At 65.7% G+C, this 18303-nt stretch carries 18 protein-coding genes; 11 read left to right on the top strand and 7 right to left on the bottom strand.

Annotated features, from left to right (window positions below):
• Nucleotides 1-21 precede the first annotated feature (21 nt).
• From GXB81_RS07570 to GXB81_RS07585, 4 genes are all read right to left on the bottom strand, one after another.
• Complete coding sequence (locus GXB81_RS07570; protein WP_205988775.1) at nt 22-660, bottom strand: phosphatidylserine decarboxylase; 639 nt, start codon at nt 658-660, stop codon at nt 22-24.
• 132 nt (nt 661-792) lie between these two features.
• A complete protein-coding gene (gene ilvC, locus GXB81_RS07575) occupies nt 793-1809 on the bottom strand; it encodes a ketol-acid reductoisomerase (protein WP_008920617.1) in 1017 nt (338 codons plus the stop codon).
• Nucleotides 1810-1949: 140 nt separating this feature from the next.
• Nucleotides 1950-2441, bottom strand: coding sequence for an acetolactate synthase small subunit (gene ilvN / locus GXB81_RS07580; RefSeq protein WP_167047783.1), 492 nt, complete (start codon nt 2439-2441; stop codon nt 1950-1952).
• A 111-nt stretch (nt 2442-2552) separates the two neighbouring features.
• The gene (locus GXB81_RS07585; protein WP_205988776.1) at nt 2553-4316 is read right to left on the bottom strand and encodes an acetolactate synthase 3 catalytic subunit; all 1764 of its coding nucleotides are present in this window, start codon (nt 4314-4316) and stop codon (nt 2553-2555) included.
• A gap of 386 nt (nt 4317-4702) precedes the next feature.
• Between GXB81_RS07585 and GXB81_RS07590 the strand changes: the two genes are divergently transcribed.
• The 11 genes from GXB81_RS07590 (at nt 4703) to GXB81_RS07640 (ending at nt 14631) form a co-directional block, all read left to right on the top strand.
• Nucleotides 4703-5266: an RNA polymerase sigma factor gene (locus tag GXB81_RS07590; protein ID WP_167047789.1), complete on the top strand. Its 564-nt coding sequence runs from the start codon at nt 4703-4705 to the stop codon at nt 5264-5266.
• Nucleotides 5263-5697, top strand: coding sequence for a DUF3619 family protein (locus tag GXB81_RS07595; protein ID WP_167047792.1), 435 nt, complete (start codon nt 5263-5265; stop codon nt 5695-5697). Before GXB81_RS07590 ends, GXB81_RS07595 begins: the two co-directional genes overlap by 4 nt.
• A 16-nt stretch (nt 5698-5713) precedes the next feature.
• On the top strand, nt 5714-6484 hold the full coding sequence (locus tag GXB81_RS07600) for a DUF3106 domain-containing protein (protein ID WP_205988777.1): 771 nt from the start codon (nt 5714-5716) through the stop codon (nt 6482-6484).
• A gap of 82 nt (nt 6485-6566) precedes the next feature.
• The gene (locus GXB81_RS07605) at nt 6567-7034 is read left to right on the top strand and encodes an RDD family protein (RefSeq protein WP_205988784.1); all 468 of its coding nucleotides are present in this window, start codon (nt 6567-6569) and stop codon (nt 7032-7034) included.
• Nucleotides 7035-7175: 141 nt separating this feature from the next.
• A complete protein-coding gene (locus GXB81_RS07610; RefSeq protein WP_167047798.1) occupies nt 7176-8117 on the top strand; it encodes a UDP-2,3-diacylglucosamine diphosphatase in 942 nt (313 codons plus the stop codon).
• A gap of 64 nt (nt 8118-8181) precedes the next feature.
• Nucleotides 8182-9213: a glycosyltransferase family 1 protein gene (locus tag GXB81_RS07615; protein WP_167047800.1), complete on the top strand. Its 1032-nt coding sequence runs from the start codon at nt 8182-8184 to the stop codon at nt 9211-9213.
• 20 nt (nt 9214-9233) lie between these two features.
• Nucleotides 9234-9776: a diacylglycerol kinase gene (locus GXB81_RS07620; protein WP_205988778.1), complete on the top strand. Its 543-nt coding sequence runs from the start codon at nt 9234-9236 to the stop codon at nt 9774-9776.
• 272 nt (nt 9777-10048) lie between these two features.
• Entirely contained in the window at nt 10049-10774 is a 726-nt protein-coding gene (locus GXB81_RS07625; protein WP_167047806.1) for a TetR/AcrR family transcriptional regulator, read from the top strand.
• Nucleotides 10775-10776: 2 nt separating this feature from the next.
• Nucleotides 10777-11361 carry a TIGR00730 family Rossman fold protein gene (locus tag GXB81_RS07630; RefSeq protein WP_167283355.1) on the top strand — a complete coding sequence of 195 codons (585 nt, stop codon included), beginning with the start codon at nt 10777-10779 and terminating at the stop codon, nt 11359-11361.
• Between the two features lie 274 nt (nt 11362-11635).
• Nucleotides 11636-12382, top strand: a complete 747-nt coding sequence (locus tag GXB81_RS07635; protein WP_167047811.1) for an SDR family oxidoreductase — start codon at nt 11636-11638, stop codon at nt 12380-12382.
• A gap of 275 nt (nt 12383-12657) precedes the next feature.
• Entirely contained in the window at nt 12658-14631 is a 1974-nt protein-coding gene (locus tag GXB81_RS07640; RefSeq protein ID WP_205988779.1) for a glycosyl transferase, read from the top strand.
• Nucleotides 14632-14679: 48 nt separating this feature from the next.
• Here the strand turns inward: GXB81_RS07640 and GXB81_RS07645 are convergent, their stop codons facing one another.
• The 3 genes from GXB81_RS07645 to GXB81_RS07655 are packed head-to-tail and all read right to left on the bottom strand — an operon-like array spanning nt 14680 to nt 18275.
• A complete protein-coding gene (locus GXB81_RS07645) occupies nt 14680-15327 on the bottom strand; it encodes a DUF924 family protein (protein WP_205988780.1) in 648 nt (215 codons plus the stop codon).
• Nucleotides 15320-15733 (bottom strand): group II truncated hemoglobin, encoded by a 414-nt coding sequence (locus GXB81_RS07650; protein ID WP_167047820.1) that lies wholly within the window; start codon nt 15731-15733, stop codon nt 15320-15322. The genes GXB81_RS07645 and GXB81_RS07650 overlap by 8 nt, the downstream gene beginning before the upstream one ends.
• A 52-nt stretch (nt 15734-15785) precedes the next feature.
• The gene (locus GXB81_RS07655; protein WP_205988785.1) at nt 15786-18275 is read right to left on the bottom strand and encodes an FtsX-like permease family protein; all 2490 of its coding nucleotides are present in this window, start codon (nt 18273-18275) and stop codon (nt 15786-15788) included.
• Between the last annotated feature and the right edge of the window lie 28 nt (nt 18276-18303).

Below are 18303 nucleotides of genomic sequence, written 5' to 3' on the forward strand. Positions count from 1 at the left end.
GACAACCTCCTGTATGCCGCTTTACAGCTCGGCGAGGATCGTGGACGACGCCGACACCTTCTCGCCGATCGACACGCGCGGACGGCTGCCCACCGGCAGATACACGTCGACGCGCGAACCGAAGCGGATGAACCCGTAACGCTGGCCGCGCGTAAGCGGCTCGCCGGCACGGACGTAGCAGAGAATGCGCCGCGCGATCAGCCCGGCGATCTGCACCGAGGTCACGGTCTGGCCGCCGGCCATTTCGATCACGACCGCATTGCGCTCGTTTTCGAGCGAGGCTTTATCGACCGCCGCATTCAGATAGGCGCCCGGAAAGTATTCGACCTTCGAGATCGCGCCGTCGACCGGCGAGCGCTGCGAGTGGACGTTGAACACGTTCATGAACACGCTGATTTTCAGCGCCTCGCGATTCGCATAAGGGTCATGCGCGGTTTCGACCGCGACGATGCGGCCGTCGGCAGGACACAGCACCGCGTTGGCCTGGGTCGGAATCGGACGGGCCGGGTCGCGGAAGAACTGCACGACGAACAACAGGATCAGCCAGAAGATCCACGCAATGCCGAACCCCGCGAAGGCGTGAACCAGTAAGGCAACGACGGCCGCGATGGCGATGAACGGCCAGCCTTCTCGCGCGATGATCGGATGAGGGTAATTCATGGATGGCTTCTGTGTTTTTGTAAAACCGTAGGATAGCAAAAGCCGCCCAGGGTTCAGCACCCTTGGACGGCTTTTTGACTGGTCCGGCCGCCGCGCCGAAGCGCCGCGCCGGACCTCGTTGCGTCGCGACGCTTAGTTCTTCGACTGGTCGACGAGCTTGTTCTTCGCGATCCACGGCATCATCGCGCGCAGCTTCGAGCCGACCTGCTCGATCTGGTGCTCGGCCGTCAGGCGGCGGCGCGATTGCAGCGTCGGTGCGCCAGCCTTGTTCTCGATGATGAAGCTCTTCGCGTACTCGCCGGTCTGGATGTCGGTCAGCACGGCCTTCATCGCCTTCTTCGTTTCAGCGGTCACGATGCGCGGACCCGTCACGTACTCGCCGTACTCGGCGTTGTTCGAGATCGAGTAGTTCATGTTCGCGATGCCGCCTTCGTAGATCAGGTCGACGATCAGCTTCAGTTCGTGCAGGCACTCGAAGTACGCCATTTCCGGCGCGTAACCCGCTTCGACCAGCGTTTCGAAGCCGGCCTTGATCAGGTCGACGGTACCGCCGCACAGCACGGCCTGCTCGCCGAACAGGTCGGTTTCGGTTTCTTCGCGGAAGTTCGTTTCGATGATGCCGGCACGGCCGCCGCCGTTAGCCGCTGCATACGACAAAGCGATGTCGCGCGCTGCGCCCGACTTGTCCTGGGCAACCGCGATCAGGTGCGGCACGCCGCCACCTTGCGAGTAGGTGCCGCGCACCGTGTGGCCCGGTGCCTTCGGCGCGATCATGATGACGTCGAGGTCGGCGCGCGGGATCACCTGGCCGTAGTGCACGTTGAAGCCGTGCGCGAACGCGAGCGCCGCGCCCTGCTTGATGTTCGCGTGAACTTCCTTCGCGTACACGTCGGCGATCTGCTCGTCCGGCAGCAGCATCATGACGACGTCCGCGCCCTTGACCGCTTCCGCGACTTCCTTCACTTGCAGGCCGGCGTTCTCGGCCTTGCTCCACGATGCGCCGCCCTTGCGCAGACCGACCGTGATGTTCACGCCGCTTTCCTTCAGGTTCAGCGCGTGCGCATGGCCTTGCGAGCCATAGCCGATGATGGTGACCTGCTTGCCCTTGATGAGGGAGAGATCGGCGTCCTTGTCGTAGAAAACTTTCATGTCGGTTCCTTGGCTAGATTCGATGATTCAGGAAATTCAGGTACTGCAAATAATGTGCTGCGAGCCGGGTTCGAAGTGAGCTGCCCGGCCTTATGATCGTGACGCCAGCTCACGGCGTCGAAACAGGAAAGCGCCGCGTATCAGACCTTCAGGATGCGCTCGCCGCGCCCGATGCCCGAGCCGCCCGTGCGGACCGTCTCGAGAATCGCCGTGGAATCGAGCCCTTCGATGAAGGCGTCGAGCTTGTCGCTCGCCCCCGTCAGTTCGATCGTGTAGGTCTTTTCGGTGACGTCGATGATGCGGCCGCGGAAAATATCCGACATCCGCTTCATCTCCTCACGCTCCTTGCCGACCGCCCTCACCTTGATCAGCATCAGCTCGCGCTCGATGTGGGCGCCCTCGGTAAGGTCGACCACTTTCACCACCTCGATCAGGCGGTTCAGATGCTTCGTGATCTGTTCGATCACGTCGTCCGAGCCAATGGAGACGATGGTCATGCGCGACAGCGAACGGTCTTCGGTCGGAGCCACCGTCAAGGTTTCGATGTTGTAGCCGCGTGCCGAGAAAAGCCCCACCACGCGCGACAGCGCGCCCGGTTCGTTTTCCAGCAGGACGGAAATAATGTGTCTCATGTTTCGCTTCTTCCAGATGTTTTGTCGATGTCCGCGAGCGGCGCGACGCCGCTTCGTTTGCCCTCGCCCTTTTTGAAGGCGCGCATGACGAAGCCGGCGGCCTGGCCGTCGTTATAGATCTTCCGAACCCATGAGCATCTCGGTGATGCCCTTGCCGGCCTGAACCATCGGCCAGACGTTTTCGGTCGGATCGGTCTGGAAGTCGAGAAACACCGCGCGATCCTTGAGGCGCAACGCTTCCTTCAGCGCCGGCTCCACATCGGCCGTGCGCTCGATGCGCATGCCGACGTGGCCGTACGCTTCGGCGAGCTTCACGAAATCCGGCAGCGCATCCATGTACGAATGCGAATAGCGCTTGCTGTATTCGATCTGCTGCCACTGACGCACCATGCCCAGATAGCGGTTGTTCAGCGAAAGAATCTTGACCGGGAGGTCGTACTGCTTGCAGGTCGACAGCTCCTGGATGCACATCTGGATCGAGCCTTCGCCCGTGATGCACAGCACGTCGTCGTCCGGGTGGGCCATCTTCACGCCCATCGCGGCCGGCAGGCCGAAACCCATCGTCCCGAGGCCGCCGGAGTTGATCCAGCGACGCGGCTTGTTGAACTTATAGAACTGCGCGGCCCACATCTGGTGCTGGCCGACGTCGGAACACACGAAGGCATTGCCGTCGGTCAGCTCCCACGCCTTTTCGACCACGTACTGCGGCTTGATGACGTCGCTCTTGCGGTCGAACTTGAGGCAGTCTTTCGCGCGCCAGCCTTCGATGTCCTTCCACCAGTCGGCCAATGCCGCGGTGTCCGGGCCATGCTCGGCCGTCTGCAACTGTTCGATCAGCTCCTTCAGCACTTCCTTCACGTCGCCGACGATCGGAATGTCGACCTTGACGCGCTTGGAAATGGAGGAAGGATCGATGTCGATATGGATGATCTTGCGCGGCCGCGAGGCGAAGTGCGCCGGGTCGCCGATCACGCGGTCGTCGAAGCGCGCACCGATCGCGATCAGCACGTCGCAGTGCTGCATCGCCATGTTGGCTTCGTACGTGCCGTGCATGCCGAGCATGCCGAGGAATTTCTTGTCGCTCGAACGGTAGCCGCCCAGACCCATCAGCGTGTTGGTGACCGGATAGCCGAGCAGATCGGCGAACTGGTTCAGCTCGCGCGAGGCGTCCGCGAGAATGATGCCACCACCGGTGTAGATGTACGGGCGCTTCGCCGACAACAGCAGCGAGACTGCCTTGCGGATCTGGCCGGAGTGGCCCTTCGTGACGGGGTTGTACGAGCGCAGCGACACGCTCCGGATCGGCTCGTACTGGCACGGCGCCTTCGACACATCCTTCGGAATGTCGATCAGCACGGGGCCGGGGCGGCCGGTACGGGCAATGTAGAACGCTTTCTTGACGGTGGCGGCGAGATCGCGCACGTCCTTCACGAGGAAGTTGTGCTTCACGCAGGGACGCGTGATACCGACCGTGTCGCACTCCTGGAACGCATCCTGACCGATCGCGGCAGTCGGCACCTGGCCGCTGATCACCACCATCGGGATCGAATCCATGTAGGCGGTGGCGATGCCGGTCACCGCATTGGTGACACCGGGGCCGGACGTCACGAGACATACGCCGACCTTGCCGGTGGAACGCGCATAGGCGTCGGCAGCATGCACGGCAGCCTGTTCGTGGCGCACGAGCACATGCTGGAATTTGTCCTGCTTGTACAGCTCGTCGTAAATGTAGAGTACCGAGCCGCCGGGATAGCCCCAGATGAACTCGACGTCTTCGTCGGCCAGTGCCTTCATGAGCACGGTGGCGCCGATAGAGTCGGCTTCGTGGAGAGGGGTCGTATCCGACGTGGAGAATTCCGCGCTGGGCATATTCATTGATTGACCTTTCGAATTTTCGGCAAAAAATTGATCGGGTGCTCTCTGCCGGGCTCGTGACTCGGGTTCAAGCGGCGCGTCCAGTTGACAGGCGGGCTTCTTGGGCCACACCTCAATTGAGACAACTCACTTATGTTGCGAACCAGCGACAATAGCGGCTGGCGCGCTCGCGGTCAAGCAAATATTGCCTCAGGCTTGTGCGTCGATTCGGAAAAATGCCCGCAATGACCGCGACGATTCGCACGGCGCGCAATCCCGCAACCGTCATGCAAATGCAAGCCGAAGCACGTTTCACCCCTCGCCACGCAAAAGTTTGTTAGCATCCGCGAGTTTTACGACATTTTTCGACCGATTACGCGCACGCCCGCTGCGCCGACCTCACACGGATGGCATCAGACAAGGAACTCGCCGATTTTCTGGCGGGCGTCGAAAGGCGCGCATTCAAGCAGACGGTCTACGCCGTGCGGGACGACGACGCCTCGCTCGACATCGTGCAGGACGCGATGATCAAGCTCGCCGAAAAGTACGGCGATCGTCCGGCGGCCGAGTTGCCGCTGCTGTTTCAGCGTATTCTGCAGAATGCGATGCACGACTATTTCCGTCGTGCGAAAGTACGCAATACGTGGATCAGCCTGTTCTCGTCGCTCGGCAATGCGGACGACGACGAATTCGATCCGCTGGAGACGTTCGAGGCCGAGGCCGGTTCGGCCGGTGCCGAGAGCAACGAGCAGAAGCTCGAGCGCGAACAGGTCCTGCAGTTGATCGACGACGAGATCCAGAAATTACCGGCACGTCAACGGGAGGCGTTTCTCATGCGTTATTGGGAGGATATGGATGTCGCCGAGACTGCCGCCGCAATGGGCTGTTCCGAAGGCAGCGTGAAAACGCACTGCTCCCGGGCCACCCACACGCTGGCGCAAGCGCTCAAGGCCAAAGGAATCACGCTATGAGCTCCCTTGAAACCCGAGAACTCGAGTTCGCGCGCGAAATGCGCCGCGCGCTCGACGAAAACACCGCCAATCTCTCCCCCGCCACCGTCGACCGGCTCGCCACGGCACGCCGCGCGGCACTCGCGCGCAAGAAGCCCGAGCCCGTCAGCGCGCCGTCGTTCGTGCCCGCTTTCGCCGGCATGCCGGCCGGGATGGCCAACCTGTCGGGAAGCGGCTTCAGGCAGCCGCGCCACCGTTCGCCGCTGCGCCGCTTCGCGCTCGCGTGGCCGCTCGCCGCGCTGCTGGTGAGCCTCGTCGGCATTGCGTACTGGGAAGACCACCAGCGCACCGCCGAACTCGCCGATATCGACGCCGCCATGCTGAGCGACGACTTGCCGCTCAATGCCTACCTTGACCACGGTTTCAACGCGTATCTTTCACGCGCCCACTGAGCGGGAGATTTCTCGGGTGAGTTACAAGCGCGGCCTGGCCGTTGTTTTCGGATGCACGATCGCGGCCCTGGTGTCGTTTGCCGCGACGTACCCGCGCTTTCATCCGGGCCCGGCAGCCCCGGCCAGCCCCTCGGCCGGCAACAACGCCACAGCGAAAGCTCCCGCCCCCACGCTGTCCGTCGAATTGCCCGGCCTGCCCGGCAACAACAGTCCGCTTGCATGGGCGCGCCTGAGCGCCGCCGAGCATGTCGCGCTCGCGCCGTTCGCCTCCGAATGGGATTCGTTTAGCGACGAGCGCAAGCGCAATTGGGTCAAGATCGCATCGCGTTACGCGAAAATGTCGCCTGATGCGCAAAAACGCCTGCACGAGCGCATGAGCGAATGGGTCCGCATGACGCCGGATCAGCGGCGTGTCGCGCGCGAGAACTACCAGGTATCGAAGGAATTGCCGCGCGAAGCCCGCCAGAACGCGTGGAAGGCGTATCAGCAACTGCCCGAGGACCTGAAGGAACGGCTGGCCGCCAGCGAGCACAAACGCCGGCCGAGCGTCGTCAGCGCGCCGCCGTCGGCGCGTAACGAGCTCAAGGGTATCGACCGCCTCGTCAACGCGCGCGAACATGGCGGCGCGAGCGAGGCGGCAGCGGCGAGCGCCGCGGCGGCCGCATCGTCGCCGGGAGCGAGCGCGCTGCCGTCGCCGCCCGCGATTCCGGCGGCGGGCAGTTTCGTGCCGGCGACGCCGGTGCCGGTATCGCCGGCCGAAGCGCCGTCGATCTTCAACGGCTCCTGATCCGCCACCTCGTCCCTCCCTCGCCCCTCCCGTGTCCCAGCCCCTCGCGACCTCGCCCCTGCCCACCACCCCCGCGCCCGGCATGGTGCCGACCGTGCGGCGCCGGCTTGCGGCGTTGCTCTACGAAGCGGTGATCCTGTTCGGCGTCGTGTTTATCGCCGCTTATCTGTTCAGCACGCTGACGCAGCAGCGCAACGGCCTCACGCATCACAATCTGCTGGCCGGCTGGATCGGGCTCGTGGTCGGCGTGTACTTCGTGTGGTTCTGGACTCACGGCGGACAGACGCTACCGATGAAGACCTGGCGCCTGCGGGTCGTTTCCGCCGATGGCGGGCCGCTTTCCGTCGCACGGGCGGTTGCGCGTTATGTGCTTGCATGGCTGTGGTTTTTACCGCCGCTTGCGGTGCATCCGCTGCTGGGGTTGCGGGTGCCGCAGACGCTTGTCGTTGCGGGTGTCTGGTTCGTGGTGTGGGCCGCGAGTGGGCGTTTTGATTCGCAGCGGCAGTTTCTGCATGACCGGTTGGCGGGGACGAGAATAGTGCAGGGTTAGTGGCCCCTTGGGCGGGGCGGGGCTTCTTTGTCTTTGTTCTCTGCGCCGCAGGCCCCCTCGTAATAAGAACTTCTCATGACTGTCACGTCAGAGTCACGCGCGCCCGGCCCAATACGGGCACCGCCACTCGACGTGTAAGCCATGGACCCCAAGACGTCCGCGACTTCCCTGTTTCGCCAGATCGGCCCGAGCGTCGACACCGTCGCTTTCCGTCCGGCCCCGGGTTCCGCCCAGCACGGTCTGCCGCCGCCGGCGACGCCGCCCCTCGATGCCCACGCCGATCATCCCGATGACAGCCACGCCGATCCGCATCGCTATCGCACGATCTGGCTCTCCGACATCCATCTCGGCTCGAGCGGCTGCCAAGCCAGCTATCTGCTCGACTTCCTGCGCCACAACGAATCGGAGTACCTCTACCTCGTCGGCGACATCATCGACGGCTGGCAGTTGAAGAAAGGCTGGTACTGGCCGCAGGCGCACAACGACGTCGTGCAGAAAGTGCTGCGCAAGGCGCGCAAAGGCACCCAGGTGATCTACGTGCCCGGCAATCACGACGAAGCCGCGCGCCAGTTCTGCGACCTCGCGTTCGGCGACATCCACGTGCGCGGCGAAGCGTTCCACACCACGCTCGCCGGCAAGCGCATGTGGATCGTGCACGGCGATCTGTTCGACGGCGTGATCCAGCACGCGAAGTGGCTCGCCTATCTCGGCGACACGCTCTACACGATGATCCTCGTGCTGAACCGCTGGTTCAACCGCATCCGCAGCAAGCTCGGCTTCCCGTACTGGTCGCTCTCGCAGTACCTCAAGCATCAGGTCAAGAACGCGGTCAACTTCATCTCCTCGTTCGAGACCGTGATGACCGACGAAGCGCGCCGCCGCGGCTGCGACGGCGTCGTTTGCGGGCACATCCACAAGGCCGAGATGCGCGAGATCGACGGCGTGCTGTATTGCAACGACGGCGACTGGGTCGAGAGTCTGTCGGCACTCGTCGAGACGTACGAGGGCGAGCTCAAGGTGATCTTCTGGACCACGCTGCAAGCCCCGCAAGCCGGCGCGCAGAAGGCCCGGGCCACCGCCTAGCGCCCGCCGCTTCAATCGGCCCCGAATCGGGAACCAATCGATGAGTCAATCGAGGAATCAATCGATGAAGATCATGATCGTCACCGACGCATGGGAACCGCAGGTCAACGGCGTCGTGCGCACGCTGAAAAACACCACGCGCGAACTCATGGCGCTCGGCCATGAAGTCGATCTGCTGACACCGCTCGAATTCAAAACGATCCCCTGCCCGACGTATCCGGAAATCCGCCTGTCGCTGCTGCCGCGCCGCAAGCTGCGCGAGCGCATCGACCGCTTCGCGCCCGACGCGCTGCACATCGCGACCGAAGGACCGCTCGGCATGGCCGCGCGGTCCTATGCGCTGCAGCACAAGCTGCCGTTCACGACCGCCTATCACACGCGCTTTCCCGAATACGTGCAGGCGCGTTTCGGCATTCCGCTTACCGCGACCTACAAGTTCCTGCACTGGTTCCACAAGCCCTCGCTCGCGGTGATGGCGCCGACGCCCGTCGTCAAGCAGGATCTGGAAAAGTTCGGCTTCACGAACGTCGTGCTGTGGACGCGCGGTGTCGACCTCGACATCTTCCATCCGATGGACTCGAAGGTGCTCAACACCGCGCGGCCGATCTTCCTGTACGTCGGGCGCGTGGCGGTCGAGAAGAACGTCGAGGCGTTTCTGCAGCTCGATCTGCCCGGCTCGAAGTGGGTCGCGGGCGAAGGCCCGGCGCTCGCCGAGCTGAAGTCGCGCTATCCGCAGGCGAACTACCTCGGCGTGCTGTCGCAGGCCGAACTCGCGAAGGTCTACGCGGCCGCCGACGTCTTCGTGTTCCCGAGCCGCACCGACACGTTCGGCCTCGTGCTGCTCGAAGCGCTCGCCTGCGGCACGCCGGTGGCCGCCTACCCGGTCACGGGTCCGATCGACGTGCTCGGCGACGGCAACGCCGGCGCGATGCACGAGGACCTGCGCGAGGCCTGCCTCGAAGCGATGAAGATCGATCGCCACGACGCGCGCGCATGGGCTGAGCGCTTCTCGTGGGCCGCCGCGTCCGCGCAATTCGCCGCGCATCTGAAGCCGCTGCGGCGCGAAGCGTATCGCGAGGAAAGCGCCGCCGCATGACGCGGCGCGCCGAACCGCCCATGCGAAGCCGATCCAATGCGGAGCGCAAGTCGGGCAGCGCATTGCGCGCCGTCGAATCCACGCGCGAGGCCGCGAGCCTCGAACCGTCCGACGACGACGCCACGCACGAACCGCTGAGCCCCGACGACCCGCTCGCGCCGCTGCCGTTCAATCCGTACAAGGGCAATCGCGGTCTCACGCGCGCCTGGCACGCGATGAAAAATTCGCTGGCCGGCTTTCGCGTGGCAATTCGCGAGGAAAGCGCGTTTCGCCAGGAACTGACGCTCGCCGCGATCCTGATTCCGTGCGGCATCCTCGAGCCGGTCGATCCCGTATCGCACGTGCTGCTGCTCGGCTCGGTGCTGCTCGTGCTGATCGTCGAGCTGCTCAATTCGAGCGTCGAAGCCGCGATCGACCGCATTTCGCTCGAACGCCACGAGCTGTCGCGCCGCGCGAAGGATCTCGGCAGCGCGGCCGTGATGGTCGCGCTCGGCATGTGCGTAATGACGTGGGGAGTGATCGTCGGACCGCTCGTAGTGCGCTGGTTGCGCATGTGGTTGTGATGCAAACCGGATGGCGGCCCGCACGCGCCGCCGCGTCCCCGGAAAGGAAAATCCTGTAGGGCGGCTAGGTACGAGAACGCTCGGTTTATAATCGTTAGACAGTCCCACGGAAAAGCCCCGGGCAAGGCAGCGCCCAAGGCTTTGCCGCCCCCTCGGGGGGCCTGCCGAGCGGCGGGCTGGGGAGCGCTCAATATACCAACCGCATCCGGGTGGAACACGCAGCAGCGGCACGCCGCCGCGCGCCCAGCCCGGCATAACCAGGGCCGGACGACATGGAAGCCAAACCTCCCCGCCGCACGCGCGAACGGATTCTCGAACTCTCGTTGAAACTCTTCAACGAAATCGGCGAGCCGAACGTCACGACGACGACGATCGCCGAGGAAATGGAAATCAGTCCAGGCAACCTGTACTACCACTTCCGCAACAAAGACGACATCATCAACAGCATCTTCAGCCAGTTCGAGCAGGAGATCGAAAAGCGTCTGCGGTTCCCCGACGACCATCGCGCGACGATCGACGAAATGTGGTCGTATCTGCAATACATGGTCGATTTCACCTGGCGCTACCGCTTCCTGTACCGCGACCTGAACGATCTGCTCGCGCGCAACCGCACGCTCGAAACCCACTTCAAGCAGATCATCAGCCACAAGGTGCGCTTCGCGAGCCAGTTCTGCGAGCAACTCGTCGCCGACGGCGAAATGGTCGCGACGCCGCAGGAACTGCAGGTGATCGCGACCAACGTCGGCGTGATCGGCACGTACTGGCTGTCGTACCAGTTCGTCATGAATCCGCGCAAATACAACGAACAGGAAGCGATCCGCGCGGAACTGCACCAGGTCAGCGTGCAGATCGTCTCGCTGATGGCGCCCTACCTGCGCGGCCGCTCGCGGCAGATTTTCGACGACCTCGTCTCCGGCAAGCTGCCCAAGCGCGAGTTTTACGACTACCTGCCGCCGCGCGAAGGCGCCGCGCCTCGCAACGAATCGAAGGACAGCTGAGCATGAAGTCGGTGTGCGTATATTGCGGCTCCTCGATGGGAGTCAAACCGCTGTACGAACAGGCCGCGCGCGCCTTCGGCCACGCGCTCGTGCAAAGCGGCCTCACGCTCGTCTACGGCGGCGGCAAGGTCGGGCTGATGGGCGTGATCGCCGATACGGTGATGGCCGAAGGCGGCCGCGCGATCGGCGTGATTCCCGAACTGCTCGTCGACAAGGAAGTCGGCCATAACGGGCTGACCGAACTGCACGTGGTGCCCGACATGCATCATCGCAAGAAGATGATGGCCGAGCTGTCCGACGCGTTCGTCGCGATGCCGGGCGGCGCGGGCACGCTCGAAGAGCTGTTCGAGGTCTTCACGTGGGCCCAGCTCGGCTATCACGGCAAACCCGTCGCGCTGCTCAATACCGGCCACTTCTACGACCCGCTGATCCAGCTGCTGCGCCATACGGTCGACGAAGGCTTCATGCGCCGCACCTATCTCGACATGCTGCAGATCGACGCCGATCCCGCCGCGCTGATCGGCAAGCTGCGCGGCTATCGGCCGCCCGTGCGCGACAAGTGGGCGGTGCAGGGCAATACGGTTTGAGGCCGAGGCTGGAGGCGGCGGTTGATGCGGCAGTTTGAGGCCGCTTCCATGCTGGCATGCGGGCTCCGTGGTGGCTTTGCCTTGCTTCGACTCGACGCTGGTTTCGCGCCGGTTTCGCACTGGTTCGACCGCCGCTTTGATCTCTGTTTGAGCACCGGCTTCACCCTGCCTTGAGCGCATTGAGCGCAATCCAGGCGCAGCCCGAACATGGCCTGAATACGGCTTGCAGGCTTTTTGCGAGCCCCGCGCGATCCATCCGAACCACGAGGTTGCCATGACGAAAGCTGTTCTGATTACCGGCGGCAGCCGCGGCATCGGCCGCGCAACCGCACGTCTGCTCGGCGCGCGCGGCTGGTTCGTCGGCGTCAATTACGTGCGCGACCTGGCGGCCGCGCAGCAGACGGTCGGCGAAGTGGAGCGCGCGGGCGGCCGCGCGGTGCCGATCGCCGGCGACGTCGCCGACGAAGCCGACGTAATCGCAATGTTCGATACGCTGCAGCAGACCTTCGGCCGCATCGACGCGCTCGTCAACAACGCGGGCATCGTCGCGCCGTCGAGCCCGCTCGCCGACATGGACCTCGCGCGCCTGAAGCGCATGTTCGACGTCAACGTGCTCGGCGCCTACCTGTGCGCGCGCGAAGCCGCGCGGCGCATGTCGAGCGATCGCGGCGGCGCGGGCGGCGCGATCGTCAATATTTCGTCGGCAGCGGCGCGGCTCGGTTCGCCGAACGAATACGTCGATTACGCAGGCTCGAAAGGCGCGATCGACACGATGACGCTCGGGCTCGCGAAAGAACTCGGCCCGCGCGGCGTGCGCGTGAACGCGGTGCGCCCGGGCCTCATCGACACCGAGATTCACGCGAGCGGCGGCAAGCCCGAGCGGGCCGCGCAACTCGGCGCGACCACGCCGCTCGGCCGCCCCGGCAGCGCCGACGAAGTGGCCGAAGCCGTCGTGTGGCTGCTGAGCGACGCGGCATCGTATGTGACGGGCGCGCTTTTCGACGTGGCCGGCGGACGCTGACGCGCCGGATCGCCAGGCCGCAGTCCCTCGCACCCCAAGCGCGGCCCATCGTGGCCGCGCTTTTTTCTTCCCTGCTCCACGGCGCATTCCCGCCGATCTGGCGGCAAACGCACACTCGCGTGGATAAAACGCCACGCTCGGCCCTTTCCCTGTAATCCCCCGTAATAATATGGCGTTAGAATCGGCCGGAACGTGCGCCGTTTCGACGACGCACGCTGCAAGCCAGAACATAAGTACGAGGCCCACGCCGCCGCGTACATCGACCTGAGATTTCCATGCAAGACAAGCAGTCAGCGACGTGGCGCGCGGAGAACGCCACGGCAACGGCCCCGACCTCGGCTGCGGCCGCCGGCAACGCGCGCGCGGCCGCCACCAGCCAGGAGACCCAGGCGACTGGCTCCGCCGACGCGCGCCCCACCCGCTGCCCCGCCGATCGCGCCGCACGCGCCTTGCAACGCTGGCGCGCGCTCGCGGCAACCCGTCCGCTGCTGTGGATCGTCGCGCTGGCGATCCTTTGCGCATGGCTGCTGCCGGGCATCCTCGGCCACGAGCCGTGGAAACAGGACGAAACCTACACGTTCGGCATCGTCCAGCACATGCTCGAGAGCGGCGATCTCGTCGTGCCGACCAACGCGGGCCAGCCCTTCGTCGAAAAACCGCCGATCTACGACTGGGTCGCCGCCGGCCTCGCGTGGATGCTGGGCCGCTACCTGCCGCTGCATGACGCAGCGCGTCTCGCGAGCGCGCTGTTCGCGGGCCTGACCATCTACTACACGGCCCGCGTGGCGCGCCGCGCGACCGATGCGTCGAGCTGGTTCGATCTGCGCGTGATCGGCACGCTCGCGCTGTTCGGCGGCACGCTCGCCGTCGTCAAGCACGCGCACGACATGATGACCGACGTCGCGCTGATGGCCGGCGCCGCACTCGGCTTCTGCGGGCTGTTCGAACTCGTGCTCGTGCATCTGCGCGACGCCGCACGGAACGCGCCGTCGTCGACACCGGCGCAGCCGCACACCCGGCCGCTCGACGCCCCAGGGCGCCGCCACGCGATCCTGAGCGGCGCAGCGATGTTCGGCGCGGGCGTCGGCGTGTCGCTGCTCGCCAAGGGCCTGTTCGTGCCGCTCGTCTTCGGCGCGACCACCTGCGCGGTGCTCGTCCTCTATCCCGCGTGCCGCAGCCGCAGCTTCGCGAGCGCGCTCGGCATCGCCGCGCTCGTTTGTGCGCCGTTCGCGCTGATCTGGCCGATCTGCTTCTACCTGCGCTCCGAAGCGCTGTTCAAGGTCTGGTTGTGGGACAACAACATCGGGCGCTTCTTCGGCTTTTCGGTGCCCGAACTGGGCTCCGAGAACGAGAGCCGTCTGTTCGTGCTGCGCACCGTGCTGAGCGTCGGCTTTCCGGTCGTACCGCTTGCGCTGGCTGCGCTCGCCAGCGGCGCGTGGCGACGCTGGCGCGACCCGCGCATCGCCTTGCCGGCGCTTTTCGCGGGCATCGGTTTCGCCGTGCTGCAAAGTTCGGCGACCGTGCGCGAGCTGTACATCCTGCCGTTCATCGCACCGCTTGCGCTGCTTGCGATGCAAGGCGTCGAGCGGCTGCCGGCGCGGCTGCACGTCGTCTGGGACATGATGAGCCGCGTGCTGTTCGGCGGCACGGCTGTGCTCGCGTGGATCATCTGGTCGATCATGACGAGCCCGGTGAGCACGCATGCCTCGCTGCATTGGCTCGGACGCTGGTTGCCGCTCGACTGGGTGCTGCCAATCAAGCCCGTGATGATCGCCGCCGCCTTGCTGCTGACGATCGGCTGGCTATGGCTGCTGCCGTCCTTCAAATACGCGGGCAAATGGCGTGGCGCGCTCAGCTGGTGCGCGGGCGCGATGCTCGCGTGGGGGCTCGTCAGCACGCTGCTGCTGCCGTGGCTCGATGACGCGAAGAGCTACCGCTCGGTGTTCCTGGACCTCGGCGCGAAGATAAACATCGAATGGAACGACGGCGATTGCATGGCAAGCGCGAGCCTCGGCGAGTCCGAGGCGCCGATGCTCTACTACTACACCGGCATCGTCCATCAGCCGAACGAGAACCCGCGTACGACCGCCTGCACCTGGCTCATCGAGGAAAGCCGCCGCGACCATGCGCCCCAACCGCCCGGCGAATGGCAACTGTTCTGGTCCGGCGCGCGGCCCGGCGATTCGGATGAACTGCTGCGCGTCTTCGTGCGCACGCCGGTTGCAGGCACGGTGCGCGGCGACGACTAGAAGGCAACGCGCGCGCGAATGGAAGCTGCTGAAAGCCGCGGGAAGCGGCTAGAACGACGACCCGGGCTCGCGCAGAAACGCGCTTTCTTCGTCGCTCGAGGCGCGCCCGAGCACGGCATTGCGATGCGGAAAGCGGCCGAACCGCTCGACGATTTCCGCGTGCCGCACCGCATGGCGGTAGTAGCTCGCGCCGCCCGGCTCCGCCGCCAGTTGACCGAAGAGCCGCAGCGACTCGTGTTGGCTCGCGAGCGTTTCGTCGTGTTCGAACGGCAGATACGCGAACACGCGATGCTGCGCGCCGGGCAGCAGCCGATCGGCACCGCTTGCGATCATCCGTTGCGCGATCTGCAGCGCCTTGCTGTCGGCGGCGAATGCGCGCGGCGTGTTGCGATGGCAGTTGCGCGAGAACTGATCGAGCACGATGACGAGCGCGAGCGTGCCGAGCGGCGTGGCCTGCCACGCGTCGAGTTCGCCGGCGAGCGCCGCATCGATCAGGTCGCCGAAACGTTCGCGCAGCATCGTATCGAAAGCGTCGTCGCGCGTGAACCAGAGCTTGCGCTCCGTGCCGTATTCCGGCGAACCCGGCGCGCCGAACCAGCAGTCGAGCATGTCGCGTGCCCGCATGGGGAGCGCCGCGTAGTCGGCGTCAATCGCAGAGGCAGGCGCCGATGGGGTCGGTTGCCGCGGCTCAGCCATTGCGGTTGCGCATCCAGTCCGCGGTTTCGAAGAACGAGCCGAGCAGACGCTCGCGCAGCGGCTCGGCGAGGCCGATGTCCTGCATCGCCCACGCCATGCAGCGCAGCCACTGGTCGCGTTCGCCCGAGGCAATCGCGAACGGCAGATGCCGCGCGCGCAGACGCGGATGGCCGAAGCGGCTGATGTAGTGATCGGGGCCGCCGAGCCAGCCGCACAGGAACCAGAACAGCTTGTCGCGCGACCCGTCGAGCGATGCCGGATGCAGCGCGCGAATCCCGGCGAAATCCGCTTCGAGGTCCATCAGGTCGTAAAACCGGTCGACCAGTTCGCGCACGCGCGCCTCGCCGCCCACCAGCTCGAAGGCCGTCGGTTTGTCCGCGGACACTTCGTCGTTCAAATCGCTCATACCCTGCTCAACCGCCAGAAAAAACCATCGGGAAAAAATCACGCGTCGCGCATCATGCATCACGCAGCGATTGCAGCGCGGGCCGTGCCAGCACATGCCGCAGACTCAGCCAGCCACCCACGCCCGCGCAGGCAACCCCGGCGGCGATGCCCGCCGGCAGCAGCCACGGATCGAAGTCCAGATAGAACTCGAACACGTGCGTCGCGAGCAGCGAGCCGACGATCTGCGCCCCCGCCGCCGCCATCAAGCCGGCCAGCGCCCCGACCGCGACGAATTCGGCGACCTGCACCGCGCGCACCTGCCGATGCGACGCGCCGAGCGCGCGCAGCAGCGCGGATTCTCGCATACGCTCGTCGCGCGTGCCGGCGAGCGCCGCGTACAGCACCAGCACGCCGGCCGCGAGCGTGAACGCGAACAGGAACTGCACCGCACCGATCACCTGCTGCAGCACGCGCTGCACCTGCGCGAGTATTGGACCCGTGTCGATCGCGGTGAGGTTCGGATAGGCGGCGATCAGGCCGTCGATCGTCGCCTGCCGGTCCGGCGGCAGATGGAAGCTCGTGATGAACGTCGCCGGAAAATCGCGCAGCGCGGCGGGCGGCATCAGCACGAAAAAGTTGACCTTGAACGAACCCCAGTCGAGCTTGCGCAGACTCGTAACCGGCGCGTCGATTTGCAGGCCCGTCACGTCGAAACGCAGCACGTCGCCAGGCTTCACGTTGATCAGTTTCGCGAGCCCCTGCTCGATCGAAATCTGCGGCGTCGTCGTGTCGCCGTACCACTTGCCCGCGGCGATACGGTTGTCGTCGGGCAGCTCGGTCGTGTACGACAGGTTGAACTCGCGGTCCACCAGACGCCGCGCGTCCTGGCCCTTGAACGAGTCCGGATCGACCGGCTTGCCGTTGATCGCGACGAGCCGCCCGCGCACCATCGGCGAAAGCTGCGCGCCGGGTACGCCGTGCGCGGCGAGATATTGCGTGACCGCGTCGCGCTGGTCGGGCTGGATATCGATGATGAACAGGTTCGGCGCATCGGGCGGCGTCGATTTGCGCCAGCCTTGCACGAGGTCGTTGCGCGTCATCGCGATCAGCAGCAGGCACATGAGGCCGATGCCGAGCGCGGTGATCTGCAGCGCGCTCGTACTGCTGCGGCGTTCGAGCGACGCGAGCGCATAGCGCCAGCCGATCCCCGCGTTGACGCGCTCGCTGCGCACGATGCGCGCCGCGCCCCATAGCGCGAGCCGCGCGATGCAGGCGAACACGAGCAGCCCGCCCGCGAAGCCGCCCGCGACGATACCGCCGAGCTTCAACTCACCGGCCGCGACAATCAGCAGCCCCGCGAACAGCACGATGCCGAGCGCGTAGGCGGCCCACGCGGTGCGCCCCGCCTCGCCCCATTCGCGGCGCAGCACGCGCACCGGCGGCACGCGCGTGAGCGGCAACAGCGGCGGCAACGCGAAGCCGAGCAGCAGCACGAGGCCGGCCGCGATGCCTTCGAGCGCGGGCCACAGCGTCGGCTGCGGCAGCACGACGTCGATCAGGCTACCGAGCCACGTCAGCAGCGCGAGGTGGCCGAGATAACCGAGCGCGACGCCCAGCACCCCGCCGATCACGCCGAGCCCGGCGAATTCGAGCGTGAAAAGCGCGCGCAGCGCGGCCTGGCTCACGCCGAGACAGCGCATCGCAGCGCAGCCGTCGAGATGCCGGCGCATATAGCGGTGCGCGGCCATCGCAATCGCCACCGCCGCGAGCAGCGCGGTCAGCAGCGAGACGAGCGTGAGGAAATGGCCCGCCCGATCGAGCGTCTGACGCACCTGCGGCTGGCCGTCGTGCAGCGATTCGAGCGCGACGCCGCGCAGCTTGCCGCCGTCCACGCGGTCATGCGCGAACTGCGTGAAACGCGCGACCGCATCGGCGGCACCGGCCACCAGCAGCCGATACGTGACGCGGCTGCCGAACGTAACGAGACCGGTCGATTGCAGTTCGTCGGCGCGCAGCATCAGACGCGGCGAGAAATTGACGAATGAAAAGCCGCGGTCGAGTTCGCGCGTAATCAGCGCGCCGATCGTGAAGCTGCGATTGCCGACTTTCACCGCATCGCCGACCTTCAGCTTCAAGGCGTCGAGCAGTTCCTGATCGACCCACACGGTGCCGGGCGCGGGAATCGACGTCGCCCGATGATCGGCCGCGCCGGGCGCCGGCGCGATCTGCAATGCGCCGCGCAGCGGATAGCCCGGCGACACCGCCTTGACGGCGGCGAGCCGCGACACCGGCTTTGCGCCGGTCGCATTGATCATGCTCGGGAAGATCGCCGTGGTGGCGGTGCGCAAGCCAAGCGAGCGCGCCTCGGCGGCAAATTGCGGATCAACCGGATGGTCGGCGCGCACGATGAAATCGGCGGCGATCATGCGCCGCGCGTCGCGTTCGAGCCCCTGGTGCAGCCGATCGGCGAGAAAGCCGACGCTAGAAAGCGCCGCGACGGCCAGCACGAGCGCGAGCAGCAGCATCGTCAGTTCGCCCGCGCGCCAGTCGCGCGCCGTCATGCGGATCGCCTGGCGCAGCAGATCCGCG

The sequence above is a fragment of the Paraburkholderia sp. Ac-20336 genome, assembly GCF_017105025.1.
In the GTDB taxonomy this organism is placed as follows: domain Bacteria; phylum Pseudomonadota; class Gammaproteobacteria; order Burkholderiales; family Burkholderiaceae; genus Paraburkholderia.